Source organism: Paenibacillus zeisoli, from assembly GCF_003994465.1.
Lineage (GTDB): Bacteria > Bacillota > Bacilli > Paenibacillales > Paenibacillaceae > Fontibacillus > Fontibacillus zeisoli.
Genome location: NZ_RZNX01000003.1, coordinates 236,599 through 252,168, shown reverse-complemented (window position 1 = coordinate 252,168; position 15,570 = coordinate 236,599). Strand labels below are relative to the sequence as shown.

The 15,570-nt window shown below is 50.4% G+C and carries 10 protein-coding genes; all 10 read left to right on the top strand.

Annotation, left to right across the window (positions count from 1 at the left end; all coding sequences use genetic code 11):
- Nucleotides 1-109: 109 nt before the first annotated feature.
- The 10 genes from EJP77_RS20895 to EJP77_RS10160 all read left to right on the top strand — a co-directional run bounded on the left by EJP77_RS20895 (nucleotide 110) and on the right by EJP77_RS10160 (nucleotide 15,339).
- Nucleotides 110-3,130 carry an OmpL47-type beta-barrel domain-containing protein gene (locus EJP77_RS20895; protein ID WP_246021856.1) on the top strand — a complete coding sequence of 1,007 codons (3,021 nt, stop codon included), beginning with the start codon at nucleotides 110-112 and terminating at the stop codon, nucleotides 3,128-3,130.
- Between the two features lie 153 nt (nucleotides 3,131-3,283).
- On the top strand, nucleotides 3,284-4,237 hold the full coding sequence (locus EJP77_RS10195; protein ID WP_127199129.1) for a hypothetical protein: 954 nt from the start codon (nucleotides 3,284-3,286) through the stop codon (nucleotides 4,235-4,237).
- Nucleotides 4,238-4,550: 313 nt separating this feature from the next.
- Nucleotides 4,551-4,781 carry a plantaricin C family lantibiotic gene (locus EJP77_RS10190; RefSeq protein ID WP_246021855.1) on the top strand — a complete coding sequence of 77 codons (231 nt, stop codon included), beginning with the start codon at nucleotides 4,551-4,553 and terminating at the stop codon, nucleotides 4,779-4,781.
- 101 nt (nucleotides 4,782-4,882) lie between these two features.
- A complete protein-coding gene (locus EJP77_RS10185; RefSeq protein ID WP_127199128.1) occupies nucleotides 4,883-7,999 on the top strand; it encodes a type 2 lanthipeptide synthetase LanM family protein in 3,117 nt (1,038 codons plus the stop codon).
- Between the two features lie 63 nt (nucleotides 8,000-8,062).
- Entirely contained in the window at nucleotides 8,063-8,245 is a 183-nt protein-coding gene (locus EJP77_RS10180; protein ID WP_127199127.1) for a class II lanthipeptide, LchA2/BrtA2 family, read from the top strand.
- A 91-nt stretch (nucleotides 8,246-8,336) separates the two neighbouring features.
- Entirely contained in the window at nucleotides 8,337-11,255 is a 2,919-nt protein-coding gene (locus tag EJP77_RS10175; protein WP_127199126.1) for a type 2 lanthipeptide synthetase LanM family protein, read from the top strand.
- Nucleotides 11,256-11,294: 39 nt separating this feature from the next.
- On the top strand, nucleotides 11,295-13,457 hold the full coding sequence (locus tag EJP77_RS10170; protein ID WP_185897307.1) for a peptidase domain-containing ABC transporter: 2,163 nt from the start codon (nucleotides 11,295-11,297) through the stop codon (nucleotides 13,455-13,457).
- Between the two features lie 51 nt (nucleotides 13,458-13,508).
- Nucleotides 13,509-13,655 (top strand): hypothetical protein, encoded by a 147-nt coding sequence (locus EJP77_RS20645; RefSeq protein ID WP_185897306.1) that lies wholly within the window; start codon nucleotides 13,509-13,511, stop codon nucleotides 13,653-13,655.
- A 33-nt stretch (nucleotides 13,656-13,688) separates the two neighbouring features.
- Nucleotides 13,689-14,600, top strand: a complete 912-nt coding sequence (locus EJP77_RS10165; protein ID WP_127199124.1) for an ATP-binding cassette domain-containing protein — start codon at nucleotides 13,689-13,691, stop codon at nucleotides 14,598-14,600.
- Nucleotides 14,601-14,604: 4 nt separating this feature from the next.
- Complete coding sequence (locus EJP77_RS10160) at nucleotides 14,605-15,339, top strand: ABC transporter permease (protein WP_127199123.1); 735 nt, start codon at nucleotides 14,605-14,607, stop codon at nucleotides 15,337-15,339.
- Nucleotides 15,340-15,570: the final 231 nt, after the last annotated feature.

Here is a 15,570-nt window from a genome sequence, read left to right as displayed (position 1 = left end):
TTCTGTCATTTCATGTCTAGTTTACAAAGATAGCCCTTTCGGATCCCAGTTATCTATTACAATAGGGTAGATTCATATTTTTCCATATCAAAGGAGGAATTATTAACGTATGCGCACGACATGGAGACAGAAGCTGCTGGGAACGATTTTGACCGGCTCACTTGCCTTGGGAGGCTTGGCCGGACTGCTGCCGCAGACCGTAAGTGCAGAACAAACAGCGTACGGCAGTGTTGAGCAGATACAGCAAGTGCAGCCGACCCTGCAGACAGAAGTGGGACAACCATCACCGATGACATTGACATCCTCCGCTGCGCTTCCGAACGGCCAAGGGAAGAAGGTGCTGTTCGATAACGCACATGCCCAGACGGCCGGGGCGGCAGATTGGGTAATTGACGGGGCATTCTCGGATTTCGCGAATGGACTTAAGAATGACGGCTTCACCGTAGACTCGCTGGAACGGCAGGTTCCCTATACCTTTGGGGAACAGGCAGTGACCTATGATAAATTGCAGAATTATGATGTCTTCGTGATTGGAGAAGCGAATATTCCTTACAAAAAGTCTGAGCAGGATGCTCTGATCCAGTTCGTGCGCAGCGGCGGGGGCGTATTCTTCATCGCCGATCATTATAATGCGGACCGGAACAAGAACCGCTGGGATTCCTCCGAGGTGTTCAACGGCTACCGCCGCGGAGCTTGGGAGAATCCGGCTAAAGGCATGAGCGCCGAGGAAGCAGCATCACCTGCGATGCAGGGGCTTGTCAGCTCTGACTGGCTGGCCGACAACTTCGGGCTCCGCTTCCGTTACAATGCGCTGGGTGACGTCAATGCCAGTGACATTGTAAGCCCTGATCAGTCGTTCGGGATTACTGCTGGAGTCAGCAGTGTCGCGGTACACGCCGGTTCCACACTGGCGATTCTTGATCCGCAAAAGGCGAAGGGCCTAGTCTATGTGCCAACCGGTGTTCCCGCTTGGGGGAATGCGGTAGACAGCGGCGTATATAACGGGGGCGGGCGTGCTGAGGGTCCTTTTGCAGCAATTTCAAAGCTGGGTCTTGGCAAGGCTGCATTTATCGGAGACTCCTCGCCGGTAGAGGATGCCACACCGAAATACGTGCGCGAAGAGAATGGAAAGTCCAAGACCACTTATGATGGATTCAAAGAAGTGAATGACGCCGCCTTCCTGGTTCAGACGGTGGAGTGGCTGGCGAACAAGGAAAGTTATACCCGCCTGAGCGAGGTACCGGGCATTACCCTGGATACACCGACTGAGCTGCTGCCGTCCGAGCAGCCGGCGAACTCAGTAGAACCACAGGCTGAACCGTGGGCCGCTCCGGAAGCAGGCTACAAATGGTATGATCCAGCCACCTTCAAGCCGGGCTCGTATGGATCCAGCAAGCTTCCCGATGCGAAGCCGGTCTATGGATTCGTCAAGCAGCAGCAGCTTCCAAGTGAGCAGGAGTTCCAGATTCGGCTTATTGCGGATGGGTTAACTCCGGGACAGACCCTGTCTGATCTGAAGGTAGGGATCTACCTTGCCGGAGGCACTCAGATCGCCAGATTCAAGAATGCAGATGGAACCTGGTCAGATTATGGATACAGCCCAGGCTTCAGTATGACGGCGAATGCGGCCGGACATGCTGCTGCGGACCTTACCGTACAGCTGAAGCCTGGCTCCTCTGGTGCAGCAAGTCTTAGACTTAAGCAGGGCAGCAGCAATGTGATTACAGAGAGTGTAACGATTGCCAATGTACCCGCCGAGCCGCTTCCTAACGATGGGCCTGCCGTACCCGCAGTGACGTCTATTGCGGCGGCAAGACAGGCAGTTGACGGTACCGCGGTTACCGTTCAGGGCACAATTACGACAGAGCCTGGCCTATTCGGCGGCCAGGGGTTCTACCTGCAGGATAGCAGCGCCGGTATTTACGTATTCCAGAGTGCAGCCGGGTATCACGCAGGTGATCAGATCGTTATCAGTGCGGCCAAGACGACCTATAATGGTGAGATCGAGCTGGAGAGTCCGGTCAAGATCGAGAAGAAGGGGACTGCCGAATTGCCGGCACCAGTGATCCAGTCCTCTTTGACGGACAGCAACCAAGGGCAGCGCGTGACGCTGCAGAATGTGATCATTCAGAATTATAAGACCGCTTCCCCAGCCGGCTCATTCGAGTTCGATGCAGCGTCAGCTTCGGGGGAAGGAGCTGTCACACACGTGAGGGTGGATGGCAGAACCGGGGTGGATGCTTCCGCATTTCAGCAGCGTTATCCAGCGGGAAGCGCGGTAAATATCACAGGCATCTCTTCTATATTCAAGGGTACGTATCAGCTTAAGACGATCTCCGAGGCTGAAGTTGAGTTGGCCGACACGTCTGCACCTGTGACCCAGGTTGCGGTGGACGGCAAGACAGGCGAAGCGGAATACAACGCAAAGGATGTGACGCTGACTTTCTCAGCTGACGATGTAGGTACGGGAGTCGCACGCAGCGAATACCGCGTGAACGATGGCGATTGGATTGCCGCTTCCGCTCCCGTAACTCTACCCGGAGAAGGTAGATTTGTAGTGGAATACCGCTCTGTGGACAAGGCGGGGAATGTTGAGGCGTCCAAGACGATTGTGATTCGTATCGACAAGCAGGGACCAGTCATTACCCTCCCAGCTGGGGCCACATTCTATCAGACCGATGCAGCCCTTCCGGCGGTAAAGGTAGAAGACACAGGCAGTAGGGTGCAGAATACGGTGTATACCCTGGATGGCAGAGTGATTACAAGCCCGGACAGCGTGGCTCCTTGGACTCTGACCCTTGGCAAGCATACGCTGAAGGTAACTGCGACCGATGCAGCAGGGAACAGCACATCGGCTTTGTTAACCCTTGAAGAGACGATGGACATAGATCATCTTGATGAGCTGGTGCGTCTCGGTGAGGCCAAACAGTGGATTACGAAGTCGGCCGAAGTGAAGAAGCTTCAGAGCAAGGTTACGGCCATTCAATCGGCAAAAAGCAAGCAGGAGCTGCTTGTACAACTTGCGGCATTAGGCACTCAGGTGGCCGCTCAGACTGGCAAGTCTATTACGATTCCATACTCAGCTATGGTCCTCGCCGATCTGATCTATATCGGGAAGAAGGCTGTTTAGAAAGGGTAGTACAATAAGAGGCTCCAGAGTTAGTATTTAAGAGCGTAAATAGAAATTCTTCTCTCAAATTAAGCAAAAGCGGCAGGCTAGGGGATTCCCCGGCCTGCCGCTTTTGCTGGACGTGCCAAGCACTGGACGTGCCAAGCACTGGACGTGCCAAGCACTGGACGTGCCAAGCACTGGACGTGCCAAGCACTGGACGTGCCAAGCACTGGACGTGCCAAGCACTGGACGTGCCAAGCACTGGACGTGCCAAGCACTGGACGTGCCAAGCACTGGACGTGCCAAGCACTGGACGTGCCAAGCACTGGACGTGCCAAGCACTGGACGTGCCAAGCACTGGACGTGCCAAGCACTGGACGTGCCAAGCACTGGACGTGCCAAGCACTGGACGTGCCAAGCACTGGACGTGCCAAGCACTGGACGTGCCAAGCACTGGACGTGCCAAGCACTGGACGTGCCAAGCACTGGACGTGCCAAGCACTGGACGTGCCAAGCACTGGACGTGCCAAGCACTGGACGTGCCAAGCACTGGACGTGCCAAGCACTGGACGTGCCAAGCACTGGACGTGCCAAGCACTGGACGTGCCAAGCACTGGACGTGCCAAGCACTGGACGTGCCAAGCACTGGACGTGCCAAGCACTGGACGTGCCAAGCACTGGACGTGCCAAGCACTGGACGTGCCAAGCACTGGACGTGCCAAGCACTGGACGTGCCAAGCACTGGACGTGCCAAGCACTGGACGTGCCAAGCACTGGACGTGCCAAGCACTGGACGTGCCAAGCACTGGACGTGCCAAGCACTGGACGTGCCAAGCACTGGACGTGCCAAGCGCTGGACGTGCCAAGCGCTGGACGTGCCAAGCGCTGGACGTGCACAAAGCGCTGGACCTTTGGAGCGATGCGCTTGGAGGGAAGCTAGTAGCGCTGAACCATGAGTTTAGGGCTACTCTCAAATGGCGTAATCCATCGCAAATTGTCGCCTCCTGTTATTGCGCCACAGAAAAGTCCTGCCCTGCTGAAGGAGCATCCGTTCATCGTATGTCGCAATCGTTTTTTCGGTTGGAAGGACTTGGCGGCTTGGCAGAAGGCTTCCCGGCGGTTTAGGAGGCTGTTAATTTACAGACCAAGCAAAATGGATATCCTGGTACTTATGCCCCAAATATTACCATATTTAGCAAGCGAGCAAATGCTGGTGAGCGAATTACGGACATCCCGCTCGGGGCGCGGATGTGTCTATATTAAGGGGAATATATCATTTAGGACATAAGCTGCAAGAAGGCTAAACCATATTTGGAACTTAATTGGAAACTAGGACGATGTAAGCATTTACATAGATTTATTCTATAAGCTAGTATGGCCTTAGGATACGAATTAGAAAAATTTGTATCCAAAAAAATAATGAAAGCAGGGATTATTTATGAAAATGGCCATGCTTAAAAACCCGGTTCTGAGAAACAAAGTTGGGTATGAAGGCGAGAATCCTTCAGGTAACGTACTGGAAGAAATCAAGGATCATGACGTTGTCGGTGCAATCAGCTGGGGAACTGTTCTGACTTCTTTGGCTTGTCTGGGCGCGAGCTATGCTCTGGGTGACAAAGGACAAGTATGTACAGCAACTGTTGAGTGTATCAACAACTGCCGGAAATAATCTTAATTTTACTTACGTATAAGTCGTTGGCATAGGGCAGTGGACTGCTGAACTGCCTTATGCCAGCGGCACAATATAGGGGTTAAAAGGGAGGCGTTCGCATGGAGCTCGCAGCTGAATCCGTTCAAATTACCAGTAAGGATATTGTGGATTATTGGCTTCACCTATTTCCCGAAATCGAGAATGAAGATAAGTTACATGAGTTATTACATACGATTCAGGCTCTCTCTCTGGAAGGTCTGATTGAACGAAGCTTGGACAGAATGTACCGGTCAGAGATGACCGTAAGTGCGGAGAATGCCGAGCTTGCCGAGCTTTTAAAGCTGGAACTTAGCCCCTATTTGAGAGAAAATGCAGCACTTGAGCGTTACGTCCCTTTTGCCCACTTTGTGCTTCCGGTTGTGAATGCGGGTCTGGATTCTTTTATCGCTGAACTGAGCAAGATGGATGTGGCCCAGGATCAGAATTCCTTCATAGAGAATACCGTGAAGCACATTCTGGACAGTCTGTTCGAGCTATCCTACAGGGTGATTGTCCTTGAGGTGAACGCCGCACGTATGAACGGGGAACTTAAGGGCGGGACCTCACAGGAACGTCTGATTTATTTCTCGGAACAGCTGTTAACAGATAAGGAATATCTATTAAGTCTATATCAGGAATACCCGGCACTAATTGAGATTCTAACTATAGCAAAAGATAACTATTACAATTTCACATTAGAAATTATACGGAATACAGCGAGGCATATGCCTGAGCTTGAGGAGAAGCTAAATCACGGTGAACCGCTGGGAAGCCTGACGAGATTGGAGACCGGAGCTGGCGATGGCCATAAGGGCGGAAAGGCTGTATCTATTCTGGAATTCTCGTGCGGCCGGAAGCTGGTATACAAGCCGCGGAGCCTGGAGCTTGAACGTGGATTTAATGAGCTGCTGGATTGGCTGAATGAGCAAGAAATCCATCAGGTGCTGGATTTCCGGACAAGCCAGGTCTATACCGTAGAAGATTACGGATGGATGGAATTCATCGAGAATGAAGAGTGCGAGGACTCTTTCGCGCTGGAAAGATTCTATAACAGATCGGGCCAAATCCTCTGCCTGCTGTACGTTCTGAACTCTGTAGACTTCCATTTTGAGAACCTGATTGCTTCCGGGGAATACCCAATGCTGATTGATATGGAATCGATCTTCCATGCGGTGGTCAAGGGTGAGAAGAAGGAAGTGAACAGTGGTTATATCAAGGCCAGGGAAGTCATTAATGCTTCCGTGAACATGATCAGCCTGCTGCCTACCCAGCTTAGCAAGCGCAGTGGTGCGGATGAAGTCAGCTTTGATCTGGGTGGACTTAGTGTCAAAGAAGAGCAGACCATCCCGATTAAGTCTTTGTTCATTGATGGAATTGAGACAGATTCAGTCAAGGTGCTGCGCAAGGACAGCGTAATTACACCGAAATCGAACAATCCAGTGTTCGAGGGTCAGATCGTCAGCTCTGAGGATTACGTCCCGCATCTGAAATACGGCTTTGAGCAGCTATACCGGTGGATGTTGAGTCGTAAGGCTCTGGTCTCCGGCACGGTAGAGAAGATCTTCTCCTCTATGAGAAGCCGCCTGATCGTGAAAGCGACCGCTTCTTATGGACAGCTGCTGAAGATCGCGTCACATCCGGACTTCATGCGAAGCCAGGATGATCGGAGGATGATTCTGCACCGGGTTGCCATTAAGGCTCCTGAAGTGCAGCGCTGGATTGTGCAGTCTGAATATGAGGATTTATATCAGAACGACATTCCTTATTTCACGGTATGGATTAACGATACCAAGATCATCAATTCCCGTAACGAGGAGTGCAGTGATCTGCTGGAGACAAGCTCCATGAACGCGGTGCAGAAGAAGCTCGCCGGGCTCTCTGAGGATGATCTGAACAGACAGTTGGAATTTATCGAGATGTCCTACTTCAATAAACGCACGGATGAAGCGGACCTGACTGGCGTGGAGCTTGGGGTACAAGTGAACAAGCTTACCCCTGAGCGGTGGTTGAAGACAGCCGAAGAGATCGGGGAGCACATCCTGAAGAGCAGCCTCAGTGGGACAAATGATGCCGGGAACCGGGATAAATTCTGGATCAGCACGAGTCTGCAGGGGTTTGAGGAGAACATCTGGAAGCCGGATGTGCTGGGCTTCGATATGTATAACGGCAATGCCGGGATTGCTCTTTTCCTGGGGTACCTTGGGAAGATCACAGGCCGGGAGGATTTCAAGGAAGCCTCATTCCAGGCTATGGAGATGCCGCGCAGCATCATGCAGAATCTGGAGAAAGACCAGCCTTATTCAATGGGAGCTTTTACCGGGCTGCCCGGCATTATGTACACGCTGAATAAGCTTGCTGAGCTGTACAAAGACGAAGACAGTATTGATTTCATCAATACGAATATGGATACACTTCTCGCCATGCTCCCTACAGATGAGATTCATGATGTGATTGGAGGCGCAGCAGGAGCCCTGGGCATAGCGCTTTCCTTATATCCATCTTCCAATAATCGATTAAGAGAGTCCTCCTTGCAGTTTGCCTACGCAAGCTATGAACAGCTCATGAGAACCTGCAAGGAAGAGGCGGGCATGATCTACTGGCCGTCGGTAGGAGATAAATCCTACTCGGGATTCTCTCACGGCAGCGCCGGAATCATTGCCTATATGCATAAGCTGTACACCATTACGGGAAACCAGGATATCCTGTCCAATATAATCAAAGCTCTCAGATTTGAGCGTAATCTCTACTCTGCCAAAGACCATAACTGGTTCGTCTCGGACCGCCGGGATAAGGTAAGCAACGGCTGGTGTCACGGGGCGCCGGGGATGCTGCTGAGTAAGCTGATGCTGAAACAGCAGGGGTATACAGATACGCTGCTGGAGCTGGAAATGGATACCGCTATCCGAACTACCGCACAGCATGGAATCGGCAATAATCCAACTTATTGCCACGGGGATCTTGGCAATCTGGCTGTTCTCCGCTATGCCGCTCAGGCGAGAGGCGATACCCGGCTGCTAAATCAGGCGGTCAGTGCTTATCAGTATCTCTTTGACGAAGTGCTGTCCAAGGAGTGGAACCAGAAGAACATGAAGAGTGGATGGTCCCTCAGCCTGATGATCGGCATTACCGGTTTTGGCTACTCGATGCTCAAGAATTATGCTCCTGACGAGGTTCCCGAGTTTCTCTGGCTTCAGTAAAAAAGGATATATCGGCGGTTCATGCCGCCTTTATATAAATTAAAAGAACTGAGAGGAGAATGAATGATGAAAGCAGAACTGAATCAAATTTCCGGTATGATCGAGGAGAACGAGCTTGAACTGTTGGCAGGCAATGAGGATGTAAAAGGCGGCTGGACGCCTGTAGCTACCGTCGTTATTTCCGTTATCGGTATCACTTTGAATGCAACACCTTGCCCTACATCAGCTTGCACTAAATCATGTTAATTCCGTAAACATACATTAGGCAGGGGATGCATGCTTCCCCTGCCTAATACCCTATTCAAGCAGCTATCCATTACCCCTGAGGAGGATTTGTATGTCTATTGAGATGAAGGACAATGAGTGGATTAGAGAGATGAGGGACTTCGAAGATCTTGAATATTATCTTTCAGATCAGAATGAGGACAGACATGCCTTCCATTTGTTTTTTGCCAGATTTCTGGATGGATTCAGAATGGAGCTAGACCGGCTGCTGAGCAGCTTTGAGCAGGAAAGTCAGCTGAAGGTACATAAGGAGAGTATAGTTCCTGATGTCACGGAAGCCATGCTTAATGAGCTATCTTCATTCAGCATCAGAACTCTGATCTATGAGATCAATGAGAAGCGGATTCTGGGTCTCCTGCAGGGAGAGACTCCCGAGAAGAGATACGAGTACTATAACAATCAATTCAAGAAGAAAGAGCCGTTCTATGAACTGCTGAACAAATATCCGGTTCTCTACACGCTGATGCATCACATGATCCAGGGCAGACTTGGACTGATTAAGGAAGCGCTCCATCACTTATCCCGCGATGCCCGGCAGATTGCGGACGAATTTAGCCAGCCTTTTACGGAAATCACCCGAATTCGGGTTACCTCAGGCGATACGCATAACAATGGAAAAAAAGTCCTCGGGATCACGACAGATACGGGGAAATTTATATATAAACCGCACAGTCTCTCTACAGACAGTCTGTACAACCACCTGGTTGATTTCATGAATCAGCAGGGAACCTTGAAGATGAGGCTCGAATACGTCCCGAGTATCGACAAGGTCGATTATGGCTGGCAGAAGTATGTGGAGCCGGGGACATGCACCTCGGTAGAGGAAGTCTGCAGCTATTATTACCGGTTAGGGGCCAATCTGTCCCTGCTTCATATGATTGGAGCGACAGATATTCACTTCGAGAATCTGATCAGTGCGGGGGAACACCCGTATATTATCGATCTTGAGACGCTCGTCGAGAACAAGACGATGGAGATGGAGCGCAGCGGGGGACTGGTTGAAGAGTTCAACCGCAGCATTAATGAGTCCGTGCTCGGAACGGCGGTGCTGCCGCTCAATTTCAAGAACAGCATATTCGACTTCGATATGAGTGCGATGTCTAATTTCGAGGAACAGAAATCTGATTTCTGGAAAATGTTCGTCGTGCTAAATAATTACACCGATGAGATCAAGCTCGAACGCATGCCGGGCAGCATAGGGAAAGCTTCCAACTTTGTCATTCTGAATGGCGAGAAGATCGAGCCGTATCTGTATATTGAGGACCTGCTCGAAGGCTTCGAACAGGGTTACCGCCTGATCTGTGAACATAAGCAGCAGTTCATGGACGCGCTGTTCAGCTACTGCGATCGCTTTGAGGTTGTTGTCAGACAAGTGCTGAAGCCTACCAGCATCTATGCCAAATTTCTGGAAGCCTCTACGCATCCGAATTATCTTAAATCCCCCACTGACCGGCTAACGCTGCTGTCCAAGCTCAAGACGAAGAAGGATCTGGCGAATGACAAGATTATGGCCCAAAGGGACTTCGAAATCGCGGCTCTGTTCCAGTGTGATATTCCGTACTTTACCACCACGATGAATTCGAAGGATATTATATGCAACAACAATGGAGTAATTCCGGATTACTTCCAGTTAACGCTCATGGACATCATCTTAAAGCGGGTAAGCCGTATTACGCTTGAACAGCTGGAGCATCAGTTGTATCTGATCCGTCTATCCATCTCGACCTCGGTGAACAACAACTGGCTAAAGGAAGCTGGAAGAAGCTTTCCAAGGCTGAATGAGCAAATTCCGTATTTCAAGAGCAGCATGGATTATACCAGCGGCGCGCGTGAGATTGGGGATTTTATGGACAGATCAGCCGTCTGGAATGAGGAGCGGACAACCTGTACCTGGCTGACGCAGCTCATTGATGGGGAACGGCTGAAGCTTGGGGCGATGAACTATTTTCTGTATGAGGGCGGGGGAGCTATTCTATTCTTGTATATGCTGGCAAAAGAGACCGGAGAGCAGAAGTATCACCGATTGGCCGAAGCGGGCTTGAGAGGAATTGAGGAGCAGATGAGAGGAGCGGACATGAAGCCGGCACTGTCTTCTTTTAATGGAATAGGGTCTCTGATCTATATCTATTACACCCTGTATAAAATGCATGGGGACGCCCCCGCCTACGCCAAATATGAGAGCTATCTCGGTCAGCTGGGCGAAGCCGAAGTAGAAGGGGATCACGAGATTGACTATGTGTCAGGGATCGCAGGACTGATCACGCTGCTGTTAAATATTTATGAAGCGGAAGAGGACCCGAGGCTGCTTGGAATCAGCGATAGATTAGGAGATTATGCATACAACCGGATTATTAACACACCAGAGACGATCCTAACCGGGATGTCGCACGGCTTCTCGGGCATGACACTCGCGATGATCAAGCTGGGAACACATTTGAAGGAAGACCGCTATATTTCTCTGGCTCGTCATCTGCTGGAACAAGAGAATAAATACTATAGCGGTGACAAGATGAACTGGCTTGACCTTAGAGACGGGGAGCAGCAGGCCGATCCGGTGTATTGGTGTCATGGGGCCCCTGGCATTGCGCTAGCCAGAACCCAGCTCCTTCCGTACAGCAAGGAACTGGATTCATTCCCACTGGAATCGGATATTCACCGGGGGGTTAGCAAGCTGCTGCAGGACGGCTTCTCGGAGAAGCATGATCACAGCCTGTGCCACGGGGTATTCGGCAATATCGATATCCTGCTTACGGCGGGAACCGTGATAAACGAACAGGGGTGGCTGGACCAGGCACATGCCGAGGCGCGGCAGGCCCTTCAGCGAATCCGGGATACCCGGGTGATCTGTGGCTTGAACAATGCCTTTGATCTGATGTCCTTCATGGTGGGATTAACCGGCATCGGTTATGCTCTTCTGCGATTGAATAATCCCGATCTTCCTTCTGTACTAGCTATGGAGATCTATCACTAACTCTCTACCAGACCGGTAAGAAAGGAAGATACTATGCAAATGGCTAGGAGAAGGCATGTCCCTTATATCAGTCAAATGGTTCAGACCGAGTGCGGCCTCTGCTGCTGCGCGATGATTCTCAGATATTACAAGAGCAATGAAAGTCTGCTGGACTTAAGAGAATTCATCGAGGTCGGCCGTGACGGGTTGTCCATGAAGCAGCTTCAGGGTCTGCTCGTGGAGCGAGGCTTCGATTCCAAGATGTACCGGGCAAGCGTCGAGCAGCTGAAGAAATTCAAGATGCCGGTGATCGTGCACTGGAATAACGAGCATTTCCTCATTGTCGAGAAGTTTACAAGCTCAGGCGTGCTGATCGTCGATCCTGCGACGGGCAGCCGGAAGATTACCGAAGCGGAATTCGCGGAGAAATTCAGCAATTATGTGCTGACCGCGATTCCGACCGAGCAGTATACACCGCGCAAGAAGACGAGAAGAAGCCCGTGGTTCCACGTCATGATGATGATCTGGGAGAAAAAACGGCTGATGTTCCTCGCCCTGATCGTCTCGGTGGTCAGTTATCTCATTATGCTGCAGATTCCGAATCTGGTGGAGTCGATTATCGATCAAGCGGCCAAATCGACGGACGTCGGATGGCTGAATAAGTATTTGCTCGGCATCGCCGCCATCACGCTGCTGTATCTGTTCGTCCTGCTGGCCAGGGGACTGAGCTATATCGTTCTGAACGTAGCTGTGAGCCGGGAACTGGTCTCAAAGACGTTCCTGCATTTGCTTAAGCTGCCTTTCAAATTCTTCGATGTCCGGACTTCAGGGGACCTGATCTACAGACTGGGGAGTATTAATGGTCTCAGGGAACTCTTGACCACACAGCTGATCGGCGGGTTCGTTGACCTCGGAGCCATGGCCTTCATTCTGTATTACATGCTCAGCAAGTCGGTGCTGCTGACCCTGACCGCGATTGGTATCTGCGCGCTCAACGTGCTGTTCATGGCACTCACAAGAAAGTCCATTGCCGATTCCATCAACAATGAAATTGTAATGCAGACGAAGTCTCAATCCATTCAGGTGGAATCCCTGTTCTCCATTTCCTCAATCAAGATGTCGGGTATGGAGGATCAGGTCTATCAGAACTGGGATGGCAGCTTCGAACAGGTGCTGGATAAGTACAAGAAGAGATCGGTGATTCAGAACATCTATAATTCGGTCAACGGCACATTCCAGACTATCGGCCCGATTATCATTCTTATTATGGGGATGTACCTGACCTTTAGCAGGCAGCTAACAATTGGAGAAGTGATTGCTTTTCAGGCTTTGTCCGTGACCTTTTTTGGCCTAAGCACCTCCCTCTTCGGGGTATATACGCAGTATTTGCTCGCTACGACATACCTGGACCGGGCTCACGATATTTGGGAGCAGGCACCTGAAGTAACTCCCGAGAATCCGATCCCGCACGATTTGAAAGGACAAGTGGAGCTTAAGAATGTCAGCTTCTCTTATACGGCACATTCCGATAAAGTGCTGAAGGACATCAATCTGCGCATCGAAGCTGGTCAGAAAGTCGCGATTGTCGGCTCCTCCGGTTCAGGCAAAAGCACCCTGGGGAAAGTATTGGTAGGGCTCTATTCACCGACAAGCGGTGAGGTCTTCTACGATGATATTCCGATGAAATCGCTGGACCGCAAGGAGCTGTGCAGGCAGATGGGGATTGTTCCCCAGGATATTACGTTATTCAACAAGACGATCTATGAGAACATTGTCATGAACAAGCCGGTAGAGCTTGAGGAGGTTATGGAAGCGGCCAAGATCGCCCAGATTCACGATGAAATTATGGCGATGCCGATGGGCTACAGAACCGTGATCTCTGAAATGGGGATGAACCTTTCAGGGGGACAGCGGCAAAGAGTCGCCTTGGCGAAAGCCCTGCTTAACCAGCCCAAGCTGATCATTCTGGATGAAGCGACAAGCTCCCTGGATGTAATAAACGAATCCCGCATTTCATATTATCTTAAATCAGCAGGCTGTACACGAATTGTCATTGCCCACCGTCTTTCGACGATTAAGGATTCGGATGTCATCATTGTGATGAAGCATGGCGAGATTGTCGAGCAGGGGAGCCATGAAGAGTTGATTGAACTAGGAAAAGTCTACAGTGAGCTGTATAGTGCTCAGGTCGGTTCGGAGGATCAAGCCTTAATGCTAACTTAGATGGGGTGAGCCCAATTTAGGCTCATTCCATACAGAACTGGAGGAATTATAATGAGAACCAAAAAAGGCATATATATGGCGGTATGTGTTGCGCTTGGACTTGTAATAGGGCTCATGATGAACCAGCTGTTATGGGGTCTGCTTGGCGGACTCGTGATTGGTGTGATTCTGGAATTCGGAACCAATAAGAAAGCCTAACATTACAGAGCTGAATAGAGGTGTAATGACGAAATGCCCGAGTATATTTTGAGAACCCAGAAGCTCAGCAAGTTTTACAAACAAGACAAGGTTCTGAATGACGTTAATATGGGTATCCGCAAGGGAGATATATACGGTCTCATCGGGATGAACGGGGCAGGCAAAACTACCTTAATCCGCATTCTAGCCGGCCTCACCCCAAGCTCGGGGGGATCGATTGAGCTGTTTGGCAGGACGGAGGAAAGTCAGATTGAGCAGCTTCGGAGTAAGGTGGGCTGGCTGATCGAGACGCCTGCACTCTACCTGAATCATACGGCCTACGAGAACCTGGAGCTGGAGAGAATCCATAAAGGGATTGAGGACAATCAGGCCATTGAGAAGGTGCTTCGAATTGTCGGGCTTGAAGATGCCGGAGACAAGAAGACCGCGAATTTCTCTCTGGGGATGAAGCAGCGTCTCGGCATCGCGATGGCTTTACTCGGAGAACCTGAGTTATTGGTACTGGATGAGCCAATCAACGGACTTGATCCGGTGGGAATTGTCGATATGAGAGAGCTCCTGCTGAAGCTCAATCAGGAGTACGGAATCACCATTCTGATCTCCAGCCATATCCTTACGGAGCTGGCCCAGATCGCAACCTGCTATGGCATCATTAATCATCATACTTTGGTTCAGGAGTTCTCGGCTGAAGAGCTAAGTCAGAGAAGCAAGCCGTACATTTCCATTAAGTCAAAGCCTGTGGAGAATACGATTCGGGTCCTTGCCTCCAAGCTGAACACAGATCGGTTCGAGGTGGTGGGGAATACCGTCCGGTTATACGATTACTACACGGAATCCGGCCGCGTAGCCTCGCTTCTCCATGAGAATGGAGTTGCTGTCGAGGAGATCTCCTGTAAAGGACAAGACCTGGAGCACTACTATATGACGCTGCTCGAAAGGAACTAACGCAATGGGTAACCTAATTAGAGCCGAAGTATATAAGCTGAAGTCTTCCAAAGTATTGTACATCGTGGCCGGCCTGTTAATTCTGCTGTCCCTGTTCATTTCCTACTGGTTCAGAACCTATACCGGTCAGCGGATCATGCTGCTGGTATTTGAAATCCAGCTGATGTTCCCGTTAATTATCGTTATTGGCCTGCTCGGGGCGAGCTTCATCTCCAATGAATACAAGTCGGGCGGTTTCAAGAAGTACATTTATTACGGGCATAACCGCCGCCGGATTCTGCTCTCCAAGAGTATGGTGTTCACTGTTGTAATCTCGCTGCTGAGCTTAATCATGCCCATTGTGACAACCCTCATTAACTCAGGTATGAACGGGTTCGGTGAGAGTGATGGGGTAAGTCCGGGGGCACTGATCTTTAGAGCGTTTGCGCTGAGTCTGCTTGTCTATGTGGGGATCGCCTCTGCGGCTTTCTTCATCTCGATGCTGTTCAAGAACAGTCTGGCCACACTAGGCATCTTCTTCGGATTATACAACCTGTACGTCATTCTTCAGGGCTTGGCCATGAATAATGAGACATTCCGGTTCATTTACCAGAAGACAATTCTGGGGCAGATTGCGGTAGCCTCCGCGCCGCAGATTACAGCGCCGCAGATCTGGCAGCTGATCATTGTTGCCTTGGTGACAACAGGGGTATTTATGTATTTAAGTGTGTTTTCATTCCGGCGTATGGAGATTAAGTAAGGGCGCGCCTTAAGACTTATAAAAGTGTTGCCAAGCAGGCTGCCTTGGGGGATATCCCGGGGGCCTGCTTTTGATTTATATTGGGGATAACGTGTCCTATATTGAGATACTTTGAATCATTCCCCGATCCAATTACATAACAAAATGCAAAAATATGATACAATGTTATCTTTAATTGATGGTTTTGTTAGTTTTTTGGTTGCTAAGACGAGCTGATTTTGTGATAATATG